The following is a 25,457-nucleotide window of genomic DNA, read 5'->3' on the forward strand; positions in this document are numbered from 1 at the left end:
CCCCTGAAACCTATATCTAGCTATAGCTAAATATAGATCACACAATTATCTCTAGTATGGAAACGCTTATGACCATTAAAGTTTTTTTAAGCTACTGCCACGAAGATGAACACTATAAAGATACTTTCAATAAACACGCTTCATCTCTCAAAAGAAACAATGTAATTTCTTCATGGGATGACAGGCAACTAATACCAGGGCAAGAGTGGAAGTCAGAAATATTTGCAAAACTGGAATCAGCAGACCTTATTTTATTAATGGTAAGCCCTGATTTTATAGCCTCTGACTTTTGTTATGAGAAGGAAATGACTAGGGCTGTAGAAAGACACAATAGTGGGTCTGCAGTGGTCATTCCTATCATTCTAAGAGACTGTCATTGGGGAGACACCCCCTTCGCAAAGCTGCAAGCATTGCCCAAGGATGTGAAGCCAATTTCAACATGGGATAACATAGATGCAGCTTGGGTTAATGTAATAGAAGGAATTAAAGCCAGCATAGAAGACCTAAAAAAAAAGATGAGACTTTAGTAAAAGTAGAAAGTTGTGCATCGAACAGTTCATTAATTACAGAAGCGCATGAAGCTTGGATAAATGACACGGAAGTTGAATTTAATCACAGAAACAAGACTAAAATAATTTTACCCGATATTTACGTAGCTCCAGACTTAAAAATATTAAGGGGAAATTTAGATAAAATATCAGAAACAACAACCATTAACTCTTTAATTAATAAAGGTAATTATTTAATACTTGGAGACGACCAATCAGGAAAAACCTCCCTTTTGCATATTCTGGCTAATCGTGAACCCTCATTCTGGCAAAGCGTGAACACGAATTCTGGCCAGGCGTGAACATGGATTCTGGCTGATCGTGAACATTTTTGCCCGATTTCCAGAATCGCGTTCACGACTCCAGAATTCATGTTCACGACACCAGAATCGTAACGGTAACGTAACTATTTCCCTTTCTTAAGCATTGATTTCGTTCAACTTGTGCCGCTCCCCTTAACTCTCAATCAAAAGGAGCAGCGGCCATGCCAATGGAAACGAGGTTACCAATGCGTAAAATCAGGGACATCTTGCGACTCCGGTTCGAGTGCCGGTTAACCATCCGACAGATCTCTGTCAGCCTCAGAATCAGCACGGGTGTCATCACCAAATACCTGAACCTGTTCAGTGAATCCGGGCTGAGCTGGCCACTGCCGAATGAGATGGACGATACGTCACTGATCAACCAGCTCACTCCTGAAGCCATTAACCGCCGATATCAAGGGCTGATTGATCCTGACTGGATCGATATTCACCGTTCCCTCAAGCAAAAGGGAATGACCAAACAGGTGCTCTGGGAGGAATACTGTGACGTTTACCCCCACAGCCATTACAGCTATGCCCAGTTCTGCCATCGCTACAATGAGTGGCGCAAAAAGCAGAAACGCTCCATGCGCCAGGAGCACCGGGGCGGCGAAAAACTGTTTATCGACTATGCGGGTCTGACCGTCCCCATTGTCAGCCGTGAAACCGGCGAAACCGCGCCAGCACAGATCTTTGTTGCCGTGCTGGGGGCATCCAGCTACACCTATGCTGAAGCCAGCTGGACCCAGGGCCTGCAGGACTTTCTCTGCTCCCAGGCCCGGGCGTTTCAGTTCTTTGGCGGCGTGACCCAGTTGCTGGTTCCGGATAACCTGCGCAGCGCAGTATCCAAAGCCTGCCGCTACGAGCCACAGATCAACCGGAGTTACCAGCACCTGGCCGAACACTTTGGCACCTCCATCATGCCTGCCAGGCCTTACAAGCCGAAAGATAAGGCAAAGGTAGAGGTCGCCGTGCAGGTCGTTGAGCGCTGGATATTAATGCGCCTGCGCCATACTACGTTCTTCTCGCTGGCGGAGCTGAACCAGGAAATACGACGCCTGCTGGAAGACCTCAACAACCGACCTTTCAAGCAGCAACCCGGTTGCCGTCGTACGCTGTATGAGCAGCTGGATCAACCGGCGCTCAGGCCCTTACCCCGGGAGGCATTTGAATACATCGAATTCAAGTATGCCCGGGTCAATATTGACTACCACGTGCAGTATGGAAACCACTCCTACTCAGTGCCCCATCAGCTGGTGCGTGAGCAGGTGGAAATCCGGGCAGGACAGCAACTGGTGCAGATCTTCTACAAGGGGAAGCCGGTAGCCAGCCATCCCCGCAAATGGGGAACCGGCTTCACCACCCGCACAGAGCATATGCCAGAGCGCCACCAGAAACAGCAGCAGTGGACACCGGGACGACTCCTGAACTGGGCGAAAAAGCTGGGCCCCGACGTCCTGTGGTTTACTCAGCAACTGCTCGATAGCAAAGAGCATCCGGAACAGGCTTACCGTGCCTGTCTTGGACTGCTCAACATGGAGCGTGAATACGGCGCTGACCGATTGAATGCGGCCTGCCACCGGGCCAGAAACACCGGTGGTCGGCGAGTTGCTAATGTCCGTTCGATCCTCCAGTCCGGATTAGACAAAATCCCGCTGAACAAGGCAGAAACCAGCGACGATGATCGTGTGACCAGAAGCCATGAAAACATTCGCGGCGCCAGCTTTTACCAGTGAGGAGCGAGACCATGATCAATCAAAACCTGACTCGCCTTCGCAGCCTGCGCCTGGGAGGCATGGCGGATGCCCTGAACCTGCAGAGTGAGCAACCCGGCACCTATGAAGGGCTCAGCTTCGAAGAGCGGCTGGCCCTGCTTATTGACCAGGAGGACGCGGACCGCAGCAACAAACGACTGGCCCGGTTACTGAAAGCAGCTCGTTTCAAACTGGCAGCCACCCTGGAGGATATTGATTATGAGCAGCCCCGGGGGATTACCCGTTCCCAGATGGCCTCACTGATACCGGGTGAGTGGCTGAGCAAAAACCAGAACCTGCTGATCACCGGACCCTGTGGAACTGGCAAAAGCTGGCTTAGTTGCGCCTTTGGCCACAGTGCCTGCCTGCGCGGTTACAGTGTGCGCTACTACCGGACCTCCCGGTTGCTGGAAGCCATGACCATTGCTCACGGTGATGGCAGCTACAGCAAGCTCCTGCAGCAACTGGCGAAAGTCAATTTGCTGATACTGGACGACTGGGGGCTTGAGCCCCTGACCCAGAGCCAGCGCAATGACCTGTTGGAGATTATGGATGACAGGCATAACCAGAGTTCTACCATCGTCACTAGCCAGCTACCGGTATCGAAGTGGCATGACAGCATCGGTGACGCGACGCTGGCTGATGCCATTCTGGACCGGCTGATTCATAACGCCCACCGGTTGGAACTCAAGGGAAAGTCCATGAGAAAAAATCAGACCAAAACTGGAGGGTCGTGAACACTCAGGCTACAAATAAAGGAGGGCAGTGCTTGGGTAAGCGGAGGTGTTCACGCTTACCAGAATTAGCGTTCACGTTTACCAGAATATGCACCTTTCAAAAAAACTATTTGCTTCACTGCTTAATTCAGATTATCTACCCATTGTTCTGAACGGAATTAATATAAAAAGTTCAAATCTTAACAGCATAATTGATTCAGAATTAAGAAATCAATACAAACCAAATCGTGAAGCCTTAGGTGATAGAAAATTAGCTGTTATCATAGATGACTTTTCCGAGATAAAGCTCAACACTAAAAATCTTGAAAAACTGATTTCCCAATGTAAGTCAGAATTTGATACATGCATACTTATATCATCAAATACATTCCAATTTGTCGCTCATGACATTGATGAACTTGAAGACTTTTCGTGCTATGAAATCGTTCCTTTTGGCAATATAAAAAGGACAGAAATCATTGAGAAATGGGTCTCCCTTGGTAGAGAGGAAATAATAGAAGATGATGAACTATATAAACTAACTGATCAAATAAAACTAAAAATAAATCCAATGGTAAGGAAGCACATTATCCCTCCAAAGCCTATATATATTTTAACGCTACTACAAATGTTTGAGACGTATACACCACAAAAATACGACTTAACTTCACATGGTCATTGCTATCAATACCTAGTGTATCAGTCATTCGATAAAGCAAAAATAAAAGGTGATGACATTGATAAATACCTGAACGTAATGACCGAGCTTGCATGGTTTATGTTTTCAAGCCAAAAGCCAAAGCTAACTGAATTAGATCTAAATAATTTCTTTGCAGATTATGAAAAAAATTTCCTTCCCGTCAACCGTGAAGAAATAATAAAAACTCTTATAAAAACACACATACTCTTTAAAGTGAATGAACTGATACATTTTAAGTATAAATATATATATTATTTCTTTACTGCAAAAAGAATGGCTGAAAACTTTAGATCTAACAATGAAACAAAGACCGCAGTTTCAGAACTACTAAACAATCTTCATAATGAAGATTGTTCAAATATCATAATATTTCTTACTCATCATACTAAAGATCAATGGGTTCTTGATGAAATACAGTTAACTTTAATGGAACTTTTCCAAGAGCAGAAGCCATCTAGCTTAGACTCTGCAACATTGGAGTTTATGAATGAATTCATAAAAGAAATACCTACTCTTATTATTGAGAAAAGAAAAATAAAGGATGAGCGAGAATCCCATGATAAACGAATGGATGAAATTGAAGAACACAAGCAAATACGAGAAGATTATATTGATGACCTTCAGCCATCTGACACATTAGCACAGATTAATAAAACCTTCAGGGGTATTGAAATTGCTGGACAAATTGTCAGAAACCGTCATGCTTCACTGAAAAGACCTGACTTATATTCTCTTGTCCATGAAGGAATGAATACAGGACTAAGATTTTTAGACTACTTTCTGGGAATAGCTAACAAATCAAAACATGAAGTAATTAAGATTATTGAAAACATTTTACAAGAAAACCCAGCCTTAACAAATCAACAAATTGAAAAAGAAGCTAAAAGTGCTTTTCTATTTTTAACCTACGGTGTTATTTTTGGAGTTATACGAAAAATCTCTACATCCATGGGATCATCTGAAGCAGAAGCGATTTATAAAGAAATTGAAAAAGATTTTAACACAAACTCAATCAATTTGATAAATCAAGCCATAGACCTTCATTTTCATAAAAACCTTGACTTCAGAAACATTGAGTTATTGAATGATAAATTTTCATCAAATCCAACATGTGCTCGAATTTTAAGAGAAATTATTATCCAGCACATCTATATGTTCCCAGTCAACTATCAAGATAAACAAAGAATTTCCAGCACCCTCAAAATCTCTATGGATACCCAGAGAATACTGGATCAGAAAAAACAGTTAAAATATTAGGTGGTTTTCATTAACAAGTAGCACTATAGTTCACTTCAAATTTTAATTTCTAAACTAAACCTCCACCTCATGCTGCGCTATATCAGGCGCAGCCCCCTTTATCTCTCCTCACTGAACAAAAGTCTTTAGACCAACTCCCACTGACTCCCCTTTCACGGTAATAATCGAACCATCCCGAAGCTCTGCCCGACTGGTGCCATTACCGTTATTGCGGTGAGGCCAGCCAAAACTTCCACTCCTCCAGGTATCAATGCCTTGAACTGCTGCAGGATATTTATGTAGTTGACAGATTCTCCAAAACCCTTGCCAATCAATAATGATCAAGTTGATGGGGTCGATATGGCTTGTATATTTATTGAACGTGATTCTCGTATATGCAGCCAGCCACTATCAAACTGTTCCTTGTCAAAGGCAGCCCAACCGGACTGCGTACCGCCGAAATTTCCAATTGGACAGGCAAGGCCATTGCCGGACCTCGAAGTGATCTTGATGATTTTCTGACTCGGCCAGAGTTGAGCAGCCCAGGGGTTTATCTGCTAACGGGCACTGATTCTGAGTCTGGAGATCCGGTTTTTTACATAGGCGAAGCAGAGGACGTTTCCAAGCGGCTGAAACAGCATGCCAAAAATGAGGAAAAAGACTACTGGATTCATACCTCTGCCTTTGTCAGCAAAGACGATAACCTGACGAAAGCCCATATACGCTACATAGAGGGAAAACTGATTCAGTTGGCTCAAACTAATAAGCGAACCATTATCATGAATAATGCTGCAAGCGGCTCTTCATTGCCTGAAGCGGATCGTGCAGAAATGGATGTTTATATTGAGCGCATGTTGCAGTTACTGCCTGTGTTGGGGATTCACCACTTGGTATATTCTTTGCCAACGACCAAGTCTGGCAGTACCACTTCCGCTTTTGCATCAGAGAGTGCATCGTTATTTTATTGCAAGGTCAAAGGCTCGCTTATGGCAACTGGTAAGCGCTCTGAGGGTGGCTTTACCGTTTTTAAAGGCTCACAGGCGGTTGAACACCCCGTTAATTCTTGCCCTGAACGCTTGCGGGCCAGTAGAACCAGGCTAATTGAAAAAGGCATACTCGCGGAAAGTGATAATTGTTATGTCTTCACCGAAGATTATGAGTTCAGTAGCCCCAGTGCAGCTGCCTGCACGCTTAGGGGGCGAAGTACTAATGGTCCGACTTCCTGGGTCAATGATCATCAGCAATCTTTAAGGGATCTTGGGCTTTAACTTAAACCTCCACTTCGTACTGCGCCAAACTCGGCGCAGTACCTTTGATCTCACCTTTTTCAATAAATACTTTTTCCCCAACACTTACAGACTCCCCTTTAACCGCTATAACCGAGCCATCTCTAAGCTCTGCCTGACTGGTGCCATTGCCGTTATTGGCGGTAATGGTAGCCACGATCCGCATCCCTTCAGGAATGAGCGCTTTGAACTGCTGCCAGATATTTGTGGTTGCCATTAGTAGTGCCTCTCCAATTCAATGCTTTGAATAACGGTTCCCACGCCACTGGCACTGATACTGGTCGCCAGACAAAGGGCTTGCCAGTCCCCCGTTATATCCTGAACCTCGACCAGCATACCCGGCTCAATTAACCCGGGTGCTGTGTTGGTGTCGGTCAATGGCAGCTCGATGGTGGTAATGCTCTGGTTACCACCCTTAGCCAGCTCATTCCGGCCTCGCTCAGTATTGACCTGCGTTTCCGTGAGCCAGTCTTCCAGAATATCGGGAGCCGGGTTATCGCCATTGGAGCCGGTTCGTTTGACGTTGACCGCTACGCCTGCATTGGTCCCGGAAACATAGACTGCATTGTAAGCCTGCTCCGGTCGCCAGTTGGCGCTCAAACTAATAACCATACTGGCCGGAATGATCTTATCCATCGTGGCCGTATTCCAGTGCCATGGGCTGGCCGGGTATCGGGGTTGAATGCTCACCTGGTCAATAGCACGGCTTGGAATAATCACTGATCCTGCCGTTGTGGCTATCTTGGCCACCACCTGCATAGCGGTCTGGTTTTGATAGCTGAATGAGCCTCCGGGCATAATCCAATCCGGTGTGCTGTAGTCGTTCAGATCAGGATAAGCAGCTACAAAGCCGGTATTTGCCAGTTCTTCGGTAATGGCCTGTTTGGCGTTGAGGTTTGCGCTGTTGCTCTTGCTTCGTTGTGGCGCATAAGGTGCTGCGAGCAGCTGGGTTCGGCTGCTGCCATAGAGGGTGTAACGCTCGTCACCGAAGCGTCTATCTGTACTGTAACGCTCGATGATAAATACCCATTTCCAGCCGTTTATATCCACCTCGATCTGCTTCGGACCGTTCTCGTCCGGTTCCACCAGTGCGATATTGGAAGCGCCCCACAGCTGCCCGGTAAAGCTCCATGAGAAGCTATCAATATCCAGGCTAATTTCCATTGAGGGCAGTTCAAGCGGTGTCCGGGCAGGCAATACGACGGTGGTGATGATGTTCATAAGCAGATAACTCTCCCTGATCTCTGGCTGTTCCGGCTCCGGCTTTTCCACAACGACCGGGTCTGTCTCGCCGCCATAGTTGCCGGTAACGCTCTCATCCTTGGCTTTCTGGCCAAAGCCCCACGGTATAATAACCGGCTGATCCTCGGCTCTGTTTTTCTGGAAAGCAAAGCGCCGCTTGCTATCCCTTGGCTGAATAACCTTGGCATCAGCTACTCGTCCCATTCGGAAATAAACAGCAGGTGTAGCTTCGGGCGAATAGGGAATGCCAGCAAAGCGGAAATTAATAAGGCTCGGTATCAGATAGCCCAGCTTCTCTATCTGGTGAGTAGGACTGAACTCATCCACTCGCCGGAAGCTGCTGATCTGGTTGCTGTCTCTTACAGCAGGTCGGTTCCAGAGAATACGATCTTTCTCATCCTTTGCCTGAATGGACTGATCCCATCGCTGCGACTTATGACCGTCTATGCTAACAGCCTGCTGCCAACGCCCGTCAGCTGTCGCCTCTTTTTTCAGGCTGTCGCTATAACTAAAACTGACCTGAGTTTCCTTTTTAGCCACTGCCCCCCAAAATAGCCCAAAAGGTGAAGCTTCTACAGACCTTGCCTGCCGACTACTTTGCGTCCGGGAAGAGCTGATAGGCCGACTGGTGGAATAAACCGCCACTCTTTGCTGCTGTCGGCCAACGGCTTTTTTCCAATTACCCTGATAAAACCGGATAACGGAAGGTGGCGGAACAAAGGCATATCTGGCTGTCGGATAAAAGCCAAAGTCAGCACCCGGCTTATATGCATCAAGACCGAAAGCGAAATCAACCGGAGCTGTAATTACATAAGCCATAAATTATTGATTTGGGATAATTGTAGGATTAACTGGGCCATGGGCTAGTGGTCGACTGAATGGCTTCGCCTTGAACTTTGCAGTGCCTACACTTTGGACGTTATCGGTATCAATCCACCACACCGGCTCAGTGCTATTGCTCGCTCCAGCAACAGTGCAATAGTAAACGTAGCCTTGGAAATTGAGCGGCCTGATAACATCGTTGACCTGATAATTGGTATCAGGTTGCCATTCGCTACCAAAGTTGTCCTCAGCAACGACAAGCACTGCTCCCTCATAAGGGGATGTATCAATACTGTAATTTCCGCTATCAGGATCACTGATTGCTGATCCCAATACGGCTTGACTGGTATCATTTGATCCTCCGATGGGCAGAGCTTCTTGGCTGACAGCAAACACCCGACGACTGACGGGTAGATCATTCTCTTTGATATTCCCGCTAACACTCGACTCTAAAGTTTTTGCCTGACCATTAAGTTAAATTTGAGCAGGTCTCACTGCTGCTACTCGGGCTTCACGGCTGCGCAAAGCCTTCATCGTGGCAACAGGAGGCCTGCTGTACCAAGCTTGGTTGCAAAGTAATGTATTGGCAACTTTTATATGACCATGCTTATACGTGTTCTTCCCTGCGCTACCCAATTTATTGATCATCTTGACCAGGCTTTACGTCAGGCTTCGCATGCTCAGCGACTGACTATGAAGCAACGCTATTTTTTAGCATTTGTCATTTCAGCAATGATTCTGACTCAGAAGCTCTGCTGGGCAACCATGGAACGTCGAAGTCTTGGCCAATACACATCAGCCGCCTTATGGTGGATGTTTTATCGATCCGAAATTGTCTGGCATCTACTGCTACGCATCAGTGTTCTGGTCATCATTGATCGTTATGGCTTATCAGAGGGAAATCTTCTTATTGACGACACTGGGCGCTCACGATCCAAGCGGACCAAAAAGATTGGCAAAACCCACAAGATCAAGGAGAAAAAGACCAATGGGTATATCAACGGTCAGGAGCTGGTCTTTCTGGTTTTACAGACTCCGCTGGTAACCGTTCCTGTTGACTTCAGGTTCTACATGCCCGACCCGGAGATGACCGAATGGCGGAAAACAAGAGACTTGTTAAAAAAACAGGGGATTCCTCCAAAGGATCGGCCCCCCAAGCCAAAGCCCAACAGTGAGTACCCAACAAAACAGCTGCTGGCACTGGATATGATCCAGGCTTACCAGCGACACTTTCCCAATATAAACGTCACTGGCATTCTGGCGGATGCTCTTTATGGGGATGCCAATTTTATGGATAGAGCTTCTTCGGTCTTCTCGGGAATACAGGTGGTTAGCCAGTTACGCTGGAACCAGTTGGTGATCTACAAAAACAAAGAAGTGAAGCTGAAGGCCTATTTTGACAGTTACCTTGGGCCTGGTGTCAAAAAAACGCTGGTTATACGAGGTGGAAAAGAGCAAAAGGTGACGGTGCTGTCTGCCCGGCTCAAGGTCAAAGCCCATGGGCAGAAGCGATTTATTGTTGCCTTGAAATATGAGGGAGAGGACGACTATCGCTATCTGGCCGCCACGGATGTTTCCTGGCGTCATGATGATATTGCCCGGCTTCACACGCTGAGGTGGTTGATCGAGGTGTTCTTTGAGGACTGGAAACTTCATGAGGGCTGGTGCAACAGAGCCTTGCAGCAAGGCATTGAAGGGTCTGAGCGTGGCGTGATCCTGAGCGTGCTGTGTGACCATATGTTGCTCCTTCATCCTGAACAATCTGCCCGCCTGGAACACAAACAGCCAGCGCTTACCGTTGGCTGCCTGGTCGAGAAACTCAGAATCGATGCGTTGCTGGATATCATCAAGATAGTTGTGGAGTCAGAAAATCCTCAAGAGAAGCTCAAGAAACTGACGGAGTCTCTCGAAGACTATCGCCCGTTGAGAATATCCAGCAAGCATATGGCAGGCAGGGAGCTGGGGAGAATGATGCCAACTGCCTCACTCAAGTACCGTTTGCCGGAATATCAAACACTCGTGCATTAAAAACTTGAGAGTCGAGTAACAGTTGTTGTATTACCATTCCCCGGAATCTGGATGCTTCCACCACCGCCAGCATCAGGCATGTCTATCCCGGTAGTGCTTGCCTGATGCAAATTGTTGATTTCATCATCCGTTATCGCTCTGCTCCAAACAGCCACACAGCCTAATGCAAGATCGTTGCCCGGTGTCGAATAACCATATTCAGATGTCTGACCTTTTTGTGAGAAAAGCTTAAACGTCCGGTCTGGGTTAGTTATATAATCGTTAACACCGATGGTTTTGATTAATACATTATTTAAAAATACTTCCATATAATTTTTGTCATCTGGATAAGAGTATCGCTTCCTGACAAGAAGGGAGTTCCAGCCTTGAATTAGTGAATGCTCAGTAAGATTGTATGAAGTCCCGCTGTACCTTGCCCTTATATATTGGTCATTGACTGAATACATAATCCAATTGGGAGCACGGCTACCACTTCGCTGCCCAAAAATAATATGTTCATTGCCGGTGTTAGTTGGTGGCTTAAACCATCCGTAAACTGTGAACTCGTAAAGTAAGCCCGGATTTTTACAATAAAGACCAGTGTTTGCATTCAGCACCGCCGTTGATTGCAGGTAATGATCCAAGCCAAAGACCGGATTCCCACTTGAGAAACGGGCTAATTCAGGATTATAAGTATTAGTTGTATATAAATGATGCTCATTGCCTGAAAAATCCTGCTCAAACATACCAAAGTCTAAATCTAATACACTTTGCTCAGGAGGCTCAAAAGTATACAGGCAGGCAGGATGAGTATGATCCAAGACATATTGCTTAAAGTTTTTTACTGCCATCAGTCAGCATCCCCCCGAATCTGTAGCGTGAAATCGTCGTTTGTTTCCGTACCCTGACCTGAAAGCACCGTCCGACAAATCCAAACTGGCGCAAGGCACCCATCGGTATTGAAACGGATAGCGTTGCCTGTTGACCAGCCACTGCCCCAACCATCGGCTTTCATCGTGAAATAAGGCACTCCTGTTTCCGGGTTAATGGGTGCGGTATCGGTTGCTGTGCTGCCGGTGGCTATTATCCCCAGCTTTTCCTCAACAATCTGGAAAGCTGTGCTGCTGGTAAATATGACTGCCCACTTTCCATAAATAGCCCCCTTGTTGGTCGCTTCCACCGGGTAGTTGATGGTGTTGTATTGGGCAGTTGTCTGGTCTCTAACCCGGTCATCCGTCCAGTTTGGATCGCCGCTATCCCATACCTTCTGGCTGAAAAAGTTTTTCACTCTCGCCTGAAGATCGCCATAGACCACCGCACTGCTGACCGAGGTTTCGCCTGCGGGCAAATCCCAAGGCACCGGGGAGATAATGGACAGGTCGCCATTGATCTGCACATCGCTCAATACGCTCATGTGCTCCACCCGATCCTTGATGCTATAGGGTGCCGATAGCTGGCTACTGTCAGCATCAATCAGGCTCAACGGATCGGCAAAGGTAACAGTTCCTGTCTCCCGGTCACTGGTATACTGGTCAGGAGACAAATAGTTACCATTGGCATCAATAATGGTAATTTCTGCCTGATGATCACGAGCCAGGTTAATCACCTGTCCTGCCGTTGGAGTACCGGCATCGGTGGTTGCCGTATGACTTATAACCACAATATCCCCGGCTCGATAGATGGGAACCTTGCCATCGGGAGGCAGACGTACCGGGACAAGGCCGATCAGTTCAGCATCGAGCGGCAGGCTGGTTTCCACCACGCAGTTGTAACGGACGCTTTGCGGGATCACGTAAATCGGATCAGTTCCATCGGTAAACTCAATCTCACACCAGCCAGTCGTCACATCGATGTTTCCTGCCACCTCTGAAGTGCTGAAGTCGCCATTAAAGTCAGCTGTCGCAGTAATCACATCCCCGTTATCCACCCGCACTGCCGTTAGCTGCAAGCTGCCCTGTCGAACAGGAGCACCGGGAGTACGGAAGGCCACGGCATTTATGCCAAAGCCGACCCCGATGGTGGCCGCTGCCTGAATGGTGGCCGTATTGACGGTGCCGGATGGGTAGCTGGCCAGTGTCGCCAGCCCGCCGCTGTAATCGACCCTGCCAACCTGAACACCGGCATTGGTTTCTGTGCTCAGGTTTTTATAGAGAGAGCCATCCCGGTCAAAGTAGGTTTCACCATTCCATTGAAAAACCACGCTGCCGGGGAGCAAAACGGTATTGTCCATCAAGGGCAGCAGATCAATGGTCAACTCTGGCGAGGTAATATTCTCATTATAAGGCGCATGACTTAAGCCGCTGGCCTGTGCAATGGCCGTAATGGTATTGCCAGTAAAGGTTTGAACTTTGGGTACATTGGTGACCTCAACCTCCCTGATACGACCATTGCCACCATAAGTTCTTACCCGCCATTCTGGATAGTTGTAATTCTCCAATGCCAGAATGGTAAACGCCCCGGTCTGGTAATTAATGCTGCCGGTTACTCCCCGCCAGCCACCCGATGTATCATCGCTGATCTGTTTGGCAACGTTTCTGGTGGACTGATAGGTTGTCCAATCATCTTCAAGTCTTGCACCGTTGGGTACATTGGACAGCTGCTTAACCAGAAATTGCAGCTGGATAGAACCGGGCAATAAAGGCGCTCCGGGTATGGTGCCGCTCATTACGCCCAGATCATCCACCGTAACAATAACCTCGCCACCAGCACTGGTGCCTTCTTCATAAGTCAGCTGTATTTCGGTTCCGCTATCAGGCAGGTTGTCCAGCTTAAAACTCAGCTCGCCGGGAGCGTAATGAATAGCGCCGCTGCCATCGCCCGTCAGCAGGCCATTGCCCTGATCGGTCAGGGTTTTGTTCCCCCCGGATGAAATATACGTCACAGTCATGGAACCGGGCTTGATACCGGGCTTCTGAACGGTATGCCGGAAGGTCATATCATCCACCGGCACCGAGCCGGTTCTGATCGTCACCTCATCATCATTTTGTGCCACATAGCTGAGAACAATGGCACTGTCTGGATCGGGCAAAGCATCGAGGGTAATTGCCGCCGAGCCGGTTGCAAAGAGGATGGTGCCAGTTCCAGAACCAATCATCTGGCCATTACCAGAATCCCGGATGTCCTGCCATTTGCCGAGGGCGATATAGCTGACCACCAGCGTCCCCGGCCTTGGCTTGGCCTCGGCCATGTTCAGGGTGTAGTTGAAGCCCCGGTTCTGGTTTGTGATTGGGATAGCACCACTGATCGCAGAGCCCGTAATTCCCACCGCTGGCTGATAAGTCGCATTACCGGAGGCCGAAAGAACTCCGCTTACTCGCCAGACGTTTACTTCCCCAAGGTCATAATCCACGGTCAGCTTGCTGTAATTATTGGTGCCGCTTTTATGGATCAGATTGCCTGTGCCGTTATCTTCAAAGGTGCCGCCATCCACCGAAAGGGTCAGGGTTCCGGGCAAAACGCCCCGTTGCAGATAGGTGCGGCTCTGGGTGCCAGTGATATGAACAAAGCGACAGCTGACTGATCGGTTACTGGCCGAAGTCGCCACCATGGTCTTGCCGGTATAGCCGCCATATTGATCCAGTAATGGGCTTTCCACCTTGGCACTCGGCACCAGAGGCGCATAAACGCTCTCAGCCTTTACCGTAAGGTCACCTGCGGTAATGTTGGCACTCATAGACTGGATGCCATAGTAACGGCTGGTATCGGCTATCTGCGTTTCCTGAATGCGGCTGGTTGCCTCCTCCGGCTCGCCGGGAACGGGCGATGCCCCGATAAATTTCGTCACCAAAGGTGCGCTAATCTGCATCTCCACCTTTCGCCGGGTAAAATCGATATACTCCGCTCCAGTGAAATAGGTAAAAATCTCATTGGAATAATCAACGGCAGTAATACGGATGAACTGGCTGACTGTCTCATCTGGCGTTGTCAGCTTATAGACCTCGCCAATTTCAGGCACTGCCCATTCCTCCCGCTGATAGCCGACAACGGATCGCTGCCCTTCCAGCTGATCGCCCACCAGCTCCCATGATGCCTTAATGCCCGGAACCACATAGCTCTCGATCCGGTCTCTGGCATCGAGGCGCTCGTCAGTTTGGCTGTCGGTATTGAACAGCAGAACCGAGACATTCTTGTCTTTGGGAGGCTCAGTCAAGATAAGATGACTGCCGAGATAAATATCATTGTTATCAGTGCTGATCCCGATAAACGCCTTTCGCAGAGCCACATCACCAATGGTTCGGTCGATTCTGGAAATATCCTGAAACAGGTTATTGACGTTGCCATCAATGACCTCATTACCAGTGATCCGACCGCCACCGTCTTCCTCATCGCTAAGGCGCTGACTTTCGAAGAGTTTTACATCGCTGTTGCTAATTGCCATCGGTTTTCCTTTTTTTCAGGCGAAAAAAAACCGCCAGTCAGGCGGTAATTTCTGATTTCAGTTATGCCCAATTAGTCAAAAAGATGGGTAGCCATGGGCTGCTTCTTTCTGGTAATAAACTCCATAATCTTTCGTTTAAAGCGGACTCTCCGTAGCCTACGCTCCTTAATACTCCACTCTTTTGCTCTTTTTTCTTCTTCCTGTTCAATCAGTGTGTTCCGTTCCTCAATGAACCGTTCCGAGATGTTCGTTACTTTCTGAATCTTCCCTTCTAAGAACAAAACCTGTTTGATCTCGTTGAAATCAACAGATCGAGCACTGCCGTAATACCGACGCCTCGGATAATCCCACCAGTCTCTTCCAAAAGTCACCTCACCACTATATTCGAGAGGCAACCATACGTCGGTGTATCTGAGGCCAGGCATTAAGTTAGGCGTCAAGTCAAGAGCCGAGCCAGCATGCTTTGGACGCGGGTCAGGCTTCCTGCCATTGACCAACGGCTCATCATCAAAGACCCCTAAGTTCATTGATCTGGCGAAAAGCTGACCCTCTTTGTATTCATACTCAACGAGAAAACCAGCCCAACACCAGGTACCCATAGGGGATACTTCAATTCCCAACATATCTGGATGAAATATCGGATAAGGTTCTGCGCCAGTCACTGTATACAAAACACCATCAAGGGTTAGATGGTCTGATAATTGAACGGTCATCGTTATTACTCTCCCTGACCCATGAACCGATTGATCATGGCACGGTTATGAGCCTTAATGAAAGATGGTAATAACTGTTATCGGCAGGGTACGCCTCTTCGAGTACCGGGGAGGCTGAAACCGGGCTGCCAGAACTACGGTCGAAAATAACATTAAGCTGTCGCATGTCAGGTAGAGTCAGGATCATTACCTTGTCCGGAGCTGCGGTTAAATCCTGAAGCTCTAAAACTGTTTTGCGGGAGACCCAACCGGCCTGCTGCCCACCGGTCAGTTCAATGGGGCGGCCCTGTAATTTTGCTTGCTCTTGAACTAATAATGCTCCTGTTAAACTGCGCTCTGTGCTTTGCTCCACAGGGTTCCATTCAAACTCATTGATCCAAAGAAGATCATCCGGGAGGGTAATAGTATCCAGTTGCATCAGACCGTCCTCATGCCAGCATTTTTCAGGGCTTCCAGCAGTTTGGTTTCATCCCCCGGTGTTACCCCAACATGCACATCGCCCCCCGGATATTCGAGCCGGATAATACGCTGCGGGGTTTGTGAAATGGTGCGTGGGGTAGATAAGTCTGCGCTCCCCTGGCGCTCTTTAAGAGCTTTCGTTCTCTCATTATTAGCTTGCCGCCTGCGCTCATTGTAAATCTGCTCGCTGATCCGCAGGGCTGAGGTAATATTCCTGATCGCCTCCTGATCCCCATTTGCGATGGCCTCCGCGTGCTGTGCCTTCAGATCGTCACGCTGATTTTGATAACGGCGCTGCTCAATATCGGATTGCCTGCCCTGCAATTCATCCAGTTCATCTTGCAGCCTGTTGAGGGTATTGCGAGAACTGTCGCCTAAGCTGGCCATGTTTTGTTTGGCTGAAACAATGGCGTTATTGAGCCGGTCTAAATCCGTTTGATTGAGCAGGTTCATAGTTTGTGCGGCATCTTCAGCCTCACGAACAAAACTTCTGGCATTGATCACGCCCTGTTCATAGCTTTCAAACAGCTGTTCAAGGGCAATTCTTTGCTCTAAAAATTGTTTTTTCACATAAGCGGCAGCGGTTGATGTTTGATTGAGCCAGCGACTAATACCAGTTACATCAAATTGATACTGATTGTTTTGCAACCGGCTAATTTCTGCGGAGGTTGCCTTTAGCTCATTTTTCAGGTCTTCAATGCTTCCTTTGGCTGCGGTGGTATCTACAGAGCCGCCTTGTTGTATGGCTACAAAAGCGTCGTGAGCGGCACTGCTCATGCTCATCAATTCGGCGGTTATGGCGTTATAGTGACCGGCTAAAGCAGCGGAAATAGACTGGGCGTTTTCAAAAGATTGTTCTTGCTTATCCCCGGCTTCCTCTGCTTCGTCGCCAACATCTTTCAGGGACTCCCTGGTTTTATTTGCCTCTTTGTTAAACTGCTGAAGTTTTTTCCGGCTGGCCTCGGTGGCCTCGTAATATTCCTGTGCAGACAACGTACCCAATGAAAAAGCTTCGGCCAACGCTACCCCTAGACTGGCGAGTTCTGTCCGAGTTTCGGCTGCGTTTACCTGGCTGAGAGCAACCGCTGCATTCTCAAAATGGCTTTTGACGGTTTGGGCTGTTTCGGCTGTGGCTTGCTTAACTTTCTTCTGACCTTGGAGCAATTCATCTGCAAAATTTTGCCAGAGCAATTTCTGGCTCTTGGTCATGGTCTTGGCCGAATCCTCCGCAGCCTTTGCCGCCGCTTTACTTTCATCGGCAAAGCCGTTGTATACGCCGCTCAGCGCATCCCGGACATCCTTGGCATCCTCAACCGTCTGCTTGGCAAACTCCTTGGTCAAGCCGCCGAGAAAGTCTGTGGTGCCCTTCAGCTTTTCAGCAATGCCATCAAAGCCCAAGGCATCCGCTACTTCCTGCCATACCCTGACAATGCCGTACATTAACCCGGTATAGACTGTGGTAAAGCCCTTAACAGTTGCAGTGAAGGCATTGAAAAAGCCCTTTACCGTAGAGCTGGTGAAATCGAAAGCAGTCCGCAGCGCCGCCATCGCTTCCGTAATGGTGGCAAAGCCAGATTTAATACTGGTAACAAAGCCATCGATGGAGGCACCAGCAAAGGCATGCTTGATGGTTTCCCCCATGGCAACGAAGGCATCACTGATCCGTTTGGCCAGCTCAGTCAGCTGACCATTGCCATTCATCCGCTCAATTTCGGCAGCGATACCAGCCAAGGTATCCTTGGCGTAATCCAGTGCCCCGCTCTTGGCTACCTCCACCGCAAACTGCTGCCAGCTGTCCTTCAGGTTACTGACATAACCCGACAGCAGACTCATGTTCTTGGCCGCAGCGCCCTCGGAAGATCGTCCGATTTCGAGAATCAGCTCCCGCATAACATCCCGGCCAATCTGGCCTGCCGAGGATAGTTTTTGCAGTTCCTGAACGTTTTTTCCGGTTACCTTCTGGAGCAAATCCCACACCGGGATGCCCCGCTCAACCATCTGCAGGATCTCTTCGCCCTGCAGCTTTTGCTTCGCCCATGCCTGACCGACTGCTAAGGAGATGCCGTTTAAGCGATCCATGCCGCCGCCAAGTTTGGATGCCTGATCCACCAGCGCCTGCATGGTGCCATCCATAGGATCAAGGCCGAAGGCTTTCAGCCGAACGAAGGCCTCCGATACTTCATTCAGCTGATAAGGTGTGTTCCGGGTAAAATCCTTAATCCACTGGGTCGCTTCCTGAGCACCTTCTGCAGATCCAGTAATCGCTTCCATCTGAACGCTCAGCCGCTCAAATTGGTCACCTGCCTTTAGCACACCCTCAATACTTCGCTTTAACGCATAAAGCCCGGTAGTCGCCGCTGCCAGCCCAAGAAAACGCCGGGTAAGCTTGCCGACGGATGTGCTGGCCGATTCGGCATCCTTGGCCGTTCTTTTCAGGTTGCTATTGCGTAGCGTTCTCGCTGTCTGCCGGGCACTTTCATCCGCCCGCTTAAATGCTGTCCGGGTCTCGTTCAGCTGCTGTTCGAGCTTGGCCTGCTGCTGCTTCAGGTTTTTGGTCGATAACCCAGCAGAGGACATTGAGCCCCGAAGCTTGGCCAGCGCCTCCCGTTGGCGGTTGTATTCGGTATTGGCCTTCTTAACGTCTTTGCGGGCTTTTGCCATGGCCGTTTGCATGGCCTTGGTGGGCTTGTCGATCTTGCCCATTTCCCGGCCAAGCCTGGCGACCTTATCTTCAGCCTCACGGAATGCACGACTGGCATCGTGGGTAGTCTTGGCCTGCTTTTTAAAAGACGAAAGAAGCTTATTCTGGTTTTCCAGTTCCTCTAATTGGCCTTTTAGCTTATTCGCCTCTTGCCGGAAGGCATCCAGGGAAGCCGAGGATTTATTCACGTCCTTGGATAGCAAATCCTTGGCTTTCAGGATTAAGCGAATAGCGGATTGTTTGATATTGGCCATAGTCTTTTATCAAAAAAAGCCCCTGCTCTTTTTAGGAGTCAGGGGCTGAATGGAAGGAAGCAAACGGTGGGTTACTGCGCCAGATCAATCTGCATAAAGGTACTCAGACCGGAGCCCTCAATGGTACTGTCTGCCAGTACATCCACTTCAAGTGCGATAGCGGCAAAATCGTCTGAAATAAAATCAAGGTTCTGGACTGGCGAGAACTTCACCCGGTGCACCCGGATATTAAACGGCTTGCCATCCTGTGCATCGTTGAGGCCTTCCATAAACAGGACAAACTCTTTGCCCGATTCAATCAGGGCCTGAACCATATTGGTGGCCAGTGGGGTATAGCTCACTTTCACCCCCAGGTTATCAATGCCACCACCGCCAATGACCTTGATACCGGATTTGGTCAATTCATAATCATCCCCGCCAGTCAGGACGGTATCCAGACTGTCTTTAACCGTAACCGACTGCGACAGATCGGGAAGCTTGTCAAACGGGATAAGCTCGTCAGCAACGCCAAAGCTGGTATGAAGTTCATCTGTGACCACCGTCGTTGAACCGGCAGCCACAGAACCACGCAAGGCCATTGACAGGTTGGCAGCGGTAAAGTCGTGTGCGATCAGGCTGGCCGAGATAGAGGATATCCGACTGATGGTATTGCGGTTACCACCGCCGCCGAGATAGTTTTTCAGCTCTTTTTTATCTTCCTCGAAACTGAATTGAAACTGGCTGACATTGCCAACCGGCAGCAGGGGAGCGGAATCATCAGCAGGTTTGATGTAGATGCTTCCGGCACCGATAAAGCTACGGTCCATCGTAGACATGGCTTTTCTCCTATCCTGTAGGTCATGGGTTAATCATGGGAGGGTTTCACATGGTAGAACTGGTGTTTGAACAGCCCAATGTGCTCGGTACTGAGTTAGAAGCCTGCTGCCAGAGTCCGGTGACGGGCTTCTTTCGGGATGGGTTTTGCCATACCTGTCTGGAAGATTCCGGCAGTCATACGGTCTGCGCCCGAATGACCGATGAGTTCCTGCAATTTTCCCTGTCCAAAGGCAATGATCTCATTACACCTAATCCGGAGCTTGGCTTTCCTGGTCTGAAAGCCGGTGATCGCTGGTGCCTGTGTGCAGCCCGTTGGGCAGAGGCTCATGAGGCAGGTGTCGCCCCGCCCGTTTATCTGAATGCAACCAATAGGGCGGCACTGGAAATCGTTGAGCTGGCAACGCTAAAACAGTTGGCTGCTGATGAGCCTTAAAGTACGACCTCGATGCTCACTTGCAGGTCTGCAAACGACAGATGGGCATTGCTTGGCGCAATATCAAACTGGGTTTCACTGAATTGGATATTTCGGGCTTCTGGAGTGAAGCGTTGGCCGGTAGTGAATAGCTCACGAATGGAACGGGTTAAATCCAGCAGCGTGTATGTAGTGTCTTTGTTGGTTTTGGCCACGGCACTGATATTGAACGCCATCCGGTATTTTGCCCGTTGTCCCTGACGCTGTTCTTCATTAATGGATTCCAGCTGCACCAGGATGGCCGGAAGGTCTAAATCCTGTTCCTGGCCGGTGGCTGAATAACCCAGCAGAGTATGTTCAGAAACCTGTTTCAGCTGTTCCAGCAGGCTCTCAATAATCTGTCGTTCAGGGTTCGATGTTGAAGGCGATCTTGAAAGCATAGTTGAGTTCTTGATGGAGCAGTTCAGTAAACCGGTTTACCAGTAGAGGGCTGATTTTTGCCAGTGAGGTTTCAGCTTCCCTATCGATCCGGACGGTTTTCTTTTCCAGCGGCAAACCCATCCACATCCACCGGCCTGAGCGTTTGGACTGTTGGTAACGGTGTTGCCAGTTATCCTTTCGCTCAAAGATCAGTTCCCGGGAAGCATTGACCGGCTGCATCAAAAAACTGTTTTCCCAAAAACTGTGACTGCCTACCCGGACACCTCGCCGGGTTTGTTTTGGGTTACCCAGGCGATGGGCACCTACTTCATTAATGCCAATCCAGATGGTCAGGTAACGCTCTTTTTTGCCGTAGCTTTTATTGAGCCTTACCTTGATCCGGTTCAGCTCCTTCAGCCGTTTTTGTGATACTTTTATGCGTCGGGACATATCACGCAGCACTTGTCGTTCAGCCCAGCGGCTCAGTTTGGACAGGGTTCTTTGAATGGCTTGTTCTGTTTTTTCCGGGGACTGTTTGAACAGGGCGGTGAGTTCTTCAATATCGCCGCTGACTTCCTGTTCAATGAGCATGGATATTCCATTTGGCTAAATAGCCATCGTCTTTCAGTTTTCGGTCGACCTCATAAACCTGACCATTGGCCAACACGGTATCGCCACGCTTCAGCAGGATGGCACTATCCACAGAGAGAACGGTGACTTCACCCTGAACAGCCTCATATTTGCCAAGTTCCACCAGTTCTTTATTGATGATTCCCCGGGTTTCCAGCGATGAATGATCCGAAAACGTCAGTAAAACCGACTGCCCAAAGGTTGAAAGTATGGTGTGATCCATCACTTTGAAAGCTTCATCCATTTGAGCAGTCTCCTTGCTTGTGGGTTAGCTCATGGTCAGTTTGATCACTGCCCGTGGTCGTAAGTTGATTGGCAGTGGATTCGACTGGGTGTGAACAATCACACCCTTCTCAAAATCCATCACCTTCTGCTTGGCATAGCGTGGCAGGCCGATGGTGTTCACCGTTTCCACAAAATCTGCCGGTGCAAACCAGGTCCTGAAGATATCCGCACCGGTTGGGTAGAGATAAGCTTCATTGGCGGCAACAAAGTCATTGCCCCCCACTGAGCCCCGGTACTCTTCCCAATCAATATCCGCAAAACGGAACCGGCCCTTGGGATCGGTACGCAAGGCTTCACCGTCCTGCCAACGCTGGTAGGCTTCTTTTACTGACTTGTGGCCAACCAGCCCATCAAAGAAGTCGGAGCCACAAAACGCATGGAGGCCACTGTAGGGCAGTGCTCCCAACGCATCATCCACCAGGCGACGGGCTTTGACGCCCTGGGCACGAACGTCAGTGGTCGTGCTGCTGAACTTGAAGTCATGGGTTTGCTGGGTGACACCGAACTCATCAAACAGGTTGTAGAGTATGGTGCTGCCATCGCCATCCAGAATTTCACCCTTGAGGGCACCCATGCGCAGAAATTCCAGCGTCACCTCATGGTTAGCATTCATCTTTTGCAACCGCTGGTTCACTACGGCCTGCACTCCTTGCATGGCATCCTCACTGCCAAACTGACGGACATTCTGCACTTCTGCCGCCAGAATGGTGCTGTCATGGGGAATATGGGGCACCACAAAGCTGAGCAACTGACGTTTATCGCCAATGGCCTGAGTGGCGGGTGCGCCACGCTCGGTAGAGGGCAGCAAGCGAAGTTCTCCGTTAATGCTCTCTACCACGACGGTTGTTGTATTGATGCCGCTCTCCTGAAAGAGTCCCAGTTGCCCAAGACGACCAGGCTTGTAGTCCATCTCATTGATGGTGGCGGTCAGACTGGTAAGGCTGAACGCATCGTCATTAAAAATATCCAGCATGTTATCGCTCCTTGATAACGGAAGTTTGTTAAGAGTGAGTTACAGAGGTAAAAATCAGGAAGGGTTATTCACTGCGCAGGATAATATCCAGCCCGGCCAGTTGATCTACAGCAGTCGCCTTTTGCTCATCGGTGATCCCGGCAGGCCAGATCAGCAAACTGTTCACCACTTCTGCCAGACGGGCGATAATCACACCGTCACCACCAGAGGCATCGGTCACCTTGCCTGCGTAGAGAATGCCTGCTGCGGTTTCAGTGCCATCTGCGGCGGCAGGGTCAAGAGGGCTGTAGATACCATTATCAGAAGCTCTGGCGACCACAGTACCAGGCTCCATCGTCAGGTTCGCAGCGAATGGCACCTGCTCACGGCTGATGCTGTTATTGCCTTCAGACACCAGAAATTCACCGGTAAGACCGATTCCGTTTTTACACTCATGGGTAAAGTCCTTTTGGTTGGGGGATATTATTAGACAGGGGTTAAGCGCGATTACGCCGACTGTAAATTGCCTGCGTATCTATGGCAGAAGTGGTGGGTGGCAGAGGTTCTTAATCTGGCCATAGCTGGCGAGCCGAGCCTTGACCTCATCTTCCGACAGTGCCGCTTTAAGAATTGCAGCGGTTTTTTCCGCATAACCAGCCTGACGACAAAGATCAGCAATAGCCACAGAATCAATTTGAGGTTGCGGCTCCATCGTCTGATTCTGTGGCGGAGTTGGCTCTGCCGGTTTTTTAGCTTGCTTGATACGTCCATAGCCATCTGGTGTATTACGGAACATGGAGAGATCAAAGCGGGCAGCGGCCTTCACCGGTTCATCAATTTGATCCACCAGGCCCATGTCCAGCGCTTCTTTGGCGGTGAACCAGGATTCAGACTCCATCAGAGCCTTCATATCCTCAAGGCTCTTGCCGGTTCTGCCCGTGTACGACACAGCAATACTGTCCGCGATCTTATCCATAATATCGGCGGTTTTGCGCATGGCTTCGGCATCGCCCTGTGCCCAGCCATAGGGGTTATGGATCATCATCATGGCATTTTCAGCGATGGTGACCGTATCGCCAGCCATGGCAATGACACTGGCAATGCTGGCCGCCAGCCCTTCGATGGTGACGTGGATATTGGCTTTATGCAGACGCAGGGCGTTATAGATGGCAATGCCTTCAAACACCATGCCACCCCGGCTGTTCAGGCGGACATTGATCTCTGAGGCATCCAGATTACGAATTTGATCCACTACACTTTGTGCCGAAACGCCGTACCAGTCATCAATATCATCAAAGATAAACAGCTCTGGTGTCTGGTTGGCTTCATTTTTAAAGGTGTACCACTGTCGGTTATGACTCATCCCTGTCATCCTTTTCTGGTTGATTGGTAGATTTGCTGTTTTCCGGATCACGGCCATCGCTGTCGTACCTCAGTGAGTGGCTATCTGCCCGGCGATTATCGGCGGCGATTTCACCATCCATCTGCTCGCTGTCATAACCCAATTCGCTGACCACCTCTGAGCGGGACTTGAAGCCTGAGCGCACGGCCATTTTCTGCGCCTGCATATCCTGAACCGGATGCATATAGGGCCAGCCGTGGGCGATCCACTTCACCCGGCGATAGGCTCTTGGGTTATTGGCGTAGTCAGGGATGGCTACCGAACCATTGAGCACCGCCATATCCAGCCAGCGGTTCCAGACCGGCCGACAGAACTGAAAGATGATCTGGTTGTGCTGAATTTGTTGAATGCGACGACGGAACTCATTGATGATCAGGCGCAGTGCCCGGTCACTGACTCCCGCCATATCACCCGACAGTAGTTCATAAGGCAGGCCAATCCCGGCAGCAATGGCCATCAGCTGCTGTTTCATAAAATTGGGATAGTCTGCGGTAGTACCCGGTGGATTATTGAACTCGACCTCTTCACCCGGTGCCAGTTCTTGCATGGTTCCTGGTTCCATGGCCACCATCGGTAAACCACTGTCGCCAAACACCAGCGGCTTGCCGGTCAAAGGATCAATAGGGTCTTGTTCGGGAGAGGGCTTCTTGATAAAGCCGGTAAACAGGTTAGCGATCTCCTGCCGTAATAGAGTGGCATCATCAAATTTATCCAGATGATAGAGTCTGACTAATACCTGAGTCAGTAATGGCTGGCCTCTCAGTTGTCCCGGACGCAGGGATTCAAATATATGCAGAACATTCTCGGCCTTCACCCGCACCAGTCTGGTGCTGTCAAAAGCAAACTCGGCGGGATGCTCCCGGTGAAAGTAATAGGCAACTCGCTTACCCAGCTTGTTAAACTCAATCCCGGCCTTAATCACATGGCCATTATCCAGTGTTTCGTTATAGCTGATGGGGACAAACTCAGATTCCAGCACCTGCAGTTGCAGGGGAACGGATAAACCATCTTCCGGCCTGCGGGGACGAAGCCTGACAAAGCACTCGCCACCTTCAAACATGGCGCGGGTAATCAGCGATTGTTGACCGGTGAAACTCAGCAGACCATCAGTATCCGATTCATCCGACCATTGCAGAAACAGGTTTTGTAGCTGCTCCCGTAAACCATCGTCGTCCACCAGTGACTTGGGCGTAATGCCACGGCCAATCACATTGCTCACCAGCTTTTCCAAACCACTGCTGGCCCAGGGATCATTGCGGATGGCTGCCCGGGAGCGGTTAATCAGTTTGGACAGATCAGCAGTGAGCGCGGTATTTGGGGAAAGCCCTGGTGCATACCAGCTTTTGGTTCGTCGCCCTATACCGGCAGCGGTATAGGCTGAGTTTTTGAAACGACGAAACAGGTTGGTGAGCAATCCCATGC

Annotated in this window: 23 protein-coding genes; 7 read left to right on the forward strand and 16 right to left on the reverse strand. The window is 49.3% G+C overall.

The window, feature by feature from the left end; all coding sequences use genetic code 11:
* Window positions 1-68 precede the first annotated feature (68 nt).
* The 5 genes from ACO6UX_RS05005 to ACO6UX_RS05025 all read left to right on the forward strand — a co-directional run bounded on the left by ACO6UX_RS05005 (window position 69) and on the right by ACO6UX_RS05025 (window position 6,524).
* Entirely contained in the window at window positions 69-527 is a 459-nt protein-coding gene (locus tag ACO6UX_RS05005; protein WP_422445426.1) for a toll/interleukin-1 receptor domain-containing protein, read from the forward strand.
* A 529-nt stretch (window positions 528-1,056) separates the two neighbouring features.
* Window positions 1,057-2,586, forward strand: coding sequence for an IS21 family transposase (gene istA, locus ACO6UX_RS05010; protein WP_422444748.1), 1,530 nt, complete (start codon window positions 1,057-1,059; stop codon window positions 2,584-2,586).
* 11 nt (window positions 2,587-2,597) lie between these two features.
* Window positions 2,598-3,341, forward strand: a complete 744-nt coding sequence (istB, locus tag ACO6UX_RS05015; protein WP_422444680.1) for an IS21-like element helper ATPase IstB — start codon at window positions 2,598-2,600, stop codon at window positions 3,339-3,341.
* Window positions 3,342-3,387: 46 nt separating this feature from the next.
* A complete protein-coding gene (locus ACO6UX_RS05020; protein ID WP_422445428.1) occupies window positions 3,388-5,277 on the forward strand; it encodes an NACHT domain-containing protein in 1,890 nt (629 codons plus the stop codon).
* Window positions 5,278-5,651: 374 nt separating this feature from the next.
* A complete protein-coding gene (locus ACO6UX_RS05025; protein ID WP_422445430.1) occupies window positions 5,652-6,524 on the forward strand; it encodes a GIY-YIG nuclease family protein in 873 nt (290 codons plus the stop codon).
* Window position 6,525: 1 nt separating this feature from the next.
* On the opposite strand, the gene ACO6UX_RS05030 is transcribed toward ACO6UX_RS05025, so the two are convergent.
* The 3 genes from ACO6UX_RS05030 to ACO6UX_RS05040 are packed head-to-tail and all read right to left on the reverse strand — an operon-like array spanning window position 6,526 to window position 9,002.
* Window positions 6,526-6,759 (reverse strand): hypothetical protein, encoded by a 234-nt coding sequence (locus ACO6UX_RS05030; protein WP_422445432.1) that lies wholly within the window; start codon window positions 6,757-6,759, stop codon window positions 6,526-6,528.
* Complete coding sequence (locus ACO6UX_RS05035; protein WP_422445434.1) at window positions 6,759-8,603, reverse strand: hypothetical protein; 1,845 nt, start codon at window positions 8,601-8,603, stop codon at window positions 6,759-6,761. Before ACO6UX_RS05035 ends, ACO6UX_RS05030 begins: the two co-directional genes overlap by 1 nt.
* A gap of 3 nt (window positions 8,604-8,606) precedes the next feature.
* On the reverse strand, window positions 8,607-9,002 hold the full coding sequence (locus ACO6UX_RS05040) for a hypothetical protein (protein ID WP_422445436.1): 396 nt from the start codon (window positions 9,000-9,002) through the stop codon (window positions 8,607-8,609).
* 201 nt (window positions 9,003-9,203) lie between these two features.
* Between ACO6UX_RS05040 and ACO6UX_RS05045 the strand changes: the two genes are divergently transcribed.
* Window positions 9,204-10,634 (forward strand): transposase, encoded by a 1,431-nt coding sequence (locus tag ACO6UX_RS05045; protein ID WP_422445438.1) that lies wholly within the window; start codon window positions 9,204-9,206, stop codon window positions 10,632-10,634.
* Here the strand turns inward: ACO6UX_RS05045 and ACO6UX_RS05050 are convergent.
* The 6 genes from ACO6UX_RS05050 to ACO6UX_RS05075 form a co-directional block, all read right to left on the reverse strand.
* Window positions 10,631-11,464, reverse strand: coding sequence for a LamG-like jellyroll fold domain-containing protein (locus ACO6UX_RS05050; RefSeq protein WP_422445440.1), 834 nt, complete (start codon window positions 11,462-11,464; stop codon window positions 10,631-10,633). The two genes, ACO6UX_RS05045 and ACO6UX_RS05050, sit on opposite strands and share 4 nt — an antisense overlap.
* Window positions 11,464-14,991 (reverse strand): hypothetical protein, encoded by a 3,528-nt coding sequence (locus ACO6UX_RS05055; RefSeq protein ID WP_422445442.1) that lies wholly within the window; start codon window positions 14,989-14,991, stop codon window positions 11,464-11,466. The genes ACO6UX_RS05050 and ACO6UX_RS05055 overlap by 1 nt, the downstream gene beginning before the upstream one ends.
* 71 nt (window positions 14,992-15,062) lie before the next feature.
* Entirely contained in the window at window positions 15,063-15,704 is a 642-nt protein-coding gene (locus tag ACO6UX_RS05060) for a hypothetical protein (RefSeq protein ID WP_422445444.1), read from the reverse strand.
* Window positions 15,705-15,738: 34 nt separating this feature from the next.
* On the reverse strand, window positions 15,739-16,122 hold the full coding sequence (locus ACO6UX_RS05065; protein ID WP_101746124.1) for a hypothetical protein: 384 nt from the start codon (window positions 16,120-16,122) through the stop codon (window positions 15,739-15,741).
* Window positions 16,122-19,118 carry a tape measure protein gene (locus tag ACO6UX_RS05070; protein WP_422445446.1) on the reverse strand — a complete coding sequence of 999 codons (2,997 nt, stop codon included), beginning with the start codon at window positions 19,116-19,118 and terminating at the stop codon, window positions 16,122-16,124. The genes ACO6UX_RS05065 and ACO6UX_RS05070 overlap by 1 nt, the downstream gene beginning before the upstream one ends.
* A 71-nt stretch (window positions 19,119-19,189) precedes the next feature.
* Window positions 19,190-19,933, reverse strand: a complete 744-nt coding sequence (locus tag ACO6UX_RS05075; protein WP_422445448.1) for a hypothetical protein — start codon at window positions 19,931-19,933, stop codon at window positions 19,190-19,192.
* A gap of 35 nt (window positions 19,934-19,968) precedes the next feature.
* On the opposite strand from ACO6UX_RS05075, the gene ACO6UX_RS05080 reads away from it, so the two are divergent.
* Entirely contained in the window at window positions 19,969-20,367 is a 399-nt protein-coding gene (locus ACO6UX_RS05080; RefSeq protein ID WP_241693514.1) for a DUF2237 family protein, read from the forward strand.
* On the opposite strand, the gene ACO6UX_RS05085 is transcribed toward ACO6UX_RS05080, so the two are convergent.
* The 7 genes from ACO6UX_RS05085 to ACO6UX_RS05115 all read right to left on the reverse strand — a co-directional run bounded on the left by ACO6UX_RS05085 (window position 20,364) and on the right by ACO6UX_RS05115 (window position 25,455).
* Window positions 20,364-20,786, reverse strand: coding sequence for a phage tail terminator family protein (locus ACO6UX_RS05085; protein WP_269674013.1), 423 nt, complete (start codon window positions 20,784-20,786; stop codon window positions 20,364-20,366). The genes ACO6UX_RS05080 and ACO6UX_RS05085 overlap by 4 nt on opposite strands.
* The gene (locus ACO6UX_RS05090; protein WP_422445450.1) at window positions 20,752-21,357 is read right to left on the reverse strand and encodes a hypothetical protein; all 606 of its coding nucleotides are present in this window, start codon (window positions 21,355-21,357) and stop codon (window positions 20,752-20,754) included. The genes ACO6UX_RS05085 and ACO6UX_RS05090 overlap by 35 nt, the downstream gene beginning before the upstream one ends.
* Window positions 21,347-21,640: a head-tail joining protein gene (locus ACO6UX_RS05095; RefSeq protein ID WP_422445452.1), complete on the reverse strand. Its 294-nt coding sequence runs from the start codon at window positions 21,638-21,640 to the stop codon at window positions 21,347-21,349. Before ACO6UX_RS05095 ends, ACO6UX_RS05090 begins: the two co-directional genes overlap by 11 nt.
* A 24-nt stretch (window positions 21,641-21,664) precedes the next feature.
* Window positions 21,665-22,654, reverse strand: coding sequence for a major capsid protein (locus ACO6UX_RS05100; RefSeq protein ID WP_422445454.1), 990 nt, complete (start codon window positions 22,652-22,654; stop codon window positions 21,665-21,667).
* Window positions 22,655-22,718: 64 nt separating this feature from the next.
* Window positions 22,719-23,168 carry a head decoration protein gene (locus ACO6UX_RS05105; protein ID WP_422446147.1) on the reverse strand — a complete coding sequence of 150 codons (450 nt, stop codon included), beginning with the start codon at window positions 23,166-23,168 and terminating at the stop codon, window positions 22,719-22,721.
* The gene (locus ACO6UX_RS05110; protein WP_422445456.1) at window positions 23,169-23,996 is read right to left on the reverse strand and encodes a head maturation protease, ClpP-related; all 828 of its coding nucleotides are present in this window, start codon (window positions 23,994-23,996) and stop codon (window positions 23,169-23,171) included.
* On the reverse strand, window positions 23,986-25,455 hold the full coding sequence (locus ACO6UX_RS05115) for a phage portal protein (RefSeq protein ID WP_422445458.1): 1,470 nt from the start codon (window positions 25,453-25,455) through the stop codon (window positions 23,986-23,988). Before ACO6UX_RS05115 ends, ACO6UX_RS05110 begins: the two co-directional genes overlap by 11 nt.
* Between the last annotated feature and the right edge of the window lie 2 nt (window positions 25,456-25,457).

It is taken from the genome of Endozoicomonas sp. ALB091 (assembly GCF_049310265.1).
Lineage (GTDB): Bacteria > Pseudomonadota > Gammaproteobacteria > Pseudomonadales > Endozoicomonadaceae > Endozoicomonas.

Bases quoted from the DNA above. Each gene is read 5' to 3' on its own strand.
- ACO6UX_RS05085 (WP_269674013.1), bottom strand. From the start codon at position 20,786: ATGCTTTCAAGATCGCCTTCAACATCGAACCCTGAACGACAGATTATT.
- ACO6UX_RS05030 (WP_422445432.1), bottom strand. From the start codon at position 6,759: ATGGCAACCACAAATATCTGGCAGCAGTTCAAAGCGCTCATTCCTGAA.
- ACO6UX_RS05005 (WP_422445426.1), top strand. From the start codon at position 69: ATGACCATTAAAGTTTTTTTAAGCTACTGCCACGAAGATGAACACTAT.
- ACO6UX_RS05065 (WP_101746124.1), bottom strand. From the start codon at position 16,122: ATGCAACTGGATACTATTACCCTCCCGGATGATCTTCTTTGGATCAAT.
- istB (WP_422444680.1), top strand. From the start codon at position 2,598: ATGATCAATCAAAACCTGACTCGCCTTCGCAGCCTGCGCCTGGGAGGC.
- ACO6UX_RS05090 (WP_422445450.1), bottom strand. From the start codon at position 21,357: ATGCTCATTGAACAGGAAGTCAGCGGCGATATTGAAGAACTCACCGCC.
- ACO6UX_RS05075 (WP_422445448.1), bottom strand. From the start codon at position 19,933: ATGTCTACGATGGACCGTAGCTTTATCGGTGCCGGAAGCATCTACATC.
- ACO6UX_RS05055 (WP_422445442.1), bottom strand. From the start codon at position 14,991: ATGGCAATTAGCAACAGCGATGTAAAACTCTTCGAAAGTCAGCGCCTT.
- ACO6UX_RS05050 (WP_422445440.1), bottom strand. From the start codon at position 11,464: ATGGCAGTAAAAAACTTTAAGCAATATGTCTTGGATCATACTCATCCT.
- istA (WP_422444748.1), top strand. From the start codon at position 1,057: ATGCGTAAAATCAGGGACATCTTGCGACTCCGGTTCGAGTGCCGGTTA.
- ACO6UX_RS05095 (WP_422445452.1), bottom strand. From the start codon at position 21,640: ATGGATGAAGCTTTCAAAGTGATGGATCACACCATACTTTCAACCTTT.
- ACO6UX_RS05025 (WP_422445430.1), top strand. From the start codon at position 5,652: ATGCAGCCAGCCACTATCAAACTGTTCCTTGTCAAAGGCAGCCCAACC.
- ACO6UX_RS05080 (WP_241693514.1), top strand. From the start codon at position 19,969: ATGGGAGGGTTTCACATGGTAGAACTGGTGTTTGAACAGCCCAATGTG.
- ACO6UX_RS05060 (WP_422445444.1), bottom strand. From the start codon at position 15,704: ATGACCGTTCAATTATCAGACCATCTAACCCTTGATGGTGTTTTGTAT.
- ACO6UX_RS05070 (WP_422445446.1), bottom strand. From the start codon at position 19,118: ATGGCCAATATCAAACAATCCGCTATTCGCTTAATCCTGAAAGCCAAG.
- ACO6UX_RS05115 (WP_422445458.1), bottom strand. From the start codon at position 25,455: ATGGGATTGCTCACCAACCTGTTTCGTCGTTTCAAAAACTCAGCCTAT.
- ACO6UX_RS05035 (WP_422445434.1), bottom strand. From the start codon at position 8,603: ATGGCTTATGTAATTACAGCTCCGGTTGATTTCGCTTTCGGTCTTGAT.
- ACO6UX_RS05045 (WP_422445438.1), top strand. From the start codon at position 9,204: ATGACCATGCTTATACGTGTTCTTCCCTGCGCTACCCAATTTATTGAT.
- ACO6UX_RS05110 (WP_422445456.1), bottom strand. From the start codon at position 23,996: ATGAGTCATAACCGACAGTGGTACACCTTTAAAAATGAAGCCAACCAG.
- ACO6UX_RS05100 (WP_422445454.1), bottom strand. From the start codon at position 22,654: ATGCTGGATATTTTTAATGACGATGCGTTCAGCCTTACCAGTCTGACC.